This is a genomic window from Streptomyces durbertensis, assembly GCF_014156695.1.
GTDB classification, from domain to species: domain Bacteria; phylum Actinomycetota; class Actinomycetes; order Streptomycetales; family Streptomycetaceae; genus Streptomyces; species Streptomyces durbertensis.
Genome location: NZ_WMLF01000873.1, coordinates 1 through 819, shown reverse-complemented (window position 1 = coordinate 819; position 819 = coordinate 1). Strand labels below are relative to the sequence as shown.

Here is an 819-nt window from a genome sequence, read left to right as displayed (position 1 = left end):
CGGCACCACCTTCCCACCCCTCATCGTCCTCGTCGATGAGGCACAGGTGGCGTTCATGTGCCCCGCCAAGGACGACCAGAAGCGCCCCTACGGCGGCTCCAAGGCCAACTCCCGGTACTTCATGGCCGTCCGGAAGATCCACAACCAAGGCCGGGCCGTGAACGTGCTGATGTGGCAGGGCACCCAGGACCCGACGAACGAGAACCTGCCCAAGCTCGTCCGCGAAGGCGCCCACACCCGCGCCTCCCTCGCCCTCGGCACCGAATCCCAAGCCCGCATGGCCCTCGGAGACAAAGCCGTCGACGGCGGCGCCGCCCCCAACCTCCTCCGCCCCGGCCTCGACCGAGGAACCCTGGTCGTCGCCTCCGACGGCATCACCATCCCCGCCGGACAGTCGTCCATCACGGTGCGCACGCACTACATCGACGACGACGCCGCCGAAGCCATCACCGACCGCGCCAAGGCCCTACGCGACGGCGTCACCACCCTCCACGCCATCAACCGGGACGAGGAGCGCGACCCGCTCACCGACATCGCCGCCGTCATCGGCGACGCGCCCCGCGTCCGCACCAAGGACGTCCTCGCCCGGCTCGCCACCCGGAACGCGGACGCCTACGGCGGCTGGTCGTTCATCGATCTCAAGCGGGTCCTGGACGGCACCGGCGCTGAGCCGTACAAGTCCGACGGCGTCATGGTCATCTCCCGCGACCGCCTCACCCGCGCCCTCACCAACCGCGATACCGAGGGTTCTGCTTCCGCCGACGGATGACAGGGAGCGCGCCGCCGACGGGTCAGGGAGACAGGGAGAACTCCCTAACC

1 pseudogene is annotated in these 819 nt (G+C 69.8%); it reads left to right on the top strand.

Going from position 1 to position 819, the window contains the following annotated elements:
* Window positions 1–769, top strand: a pseudogene (locus GL263_RS27405) (ATP-binding protein); the annotation flags it as partial.
* Window positions 770–819: the final 50 nt, after the last annotated feature.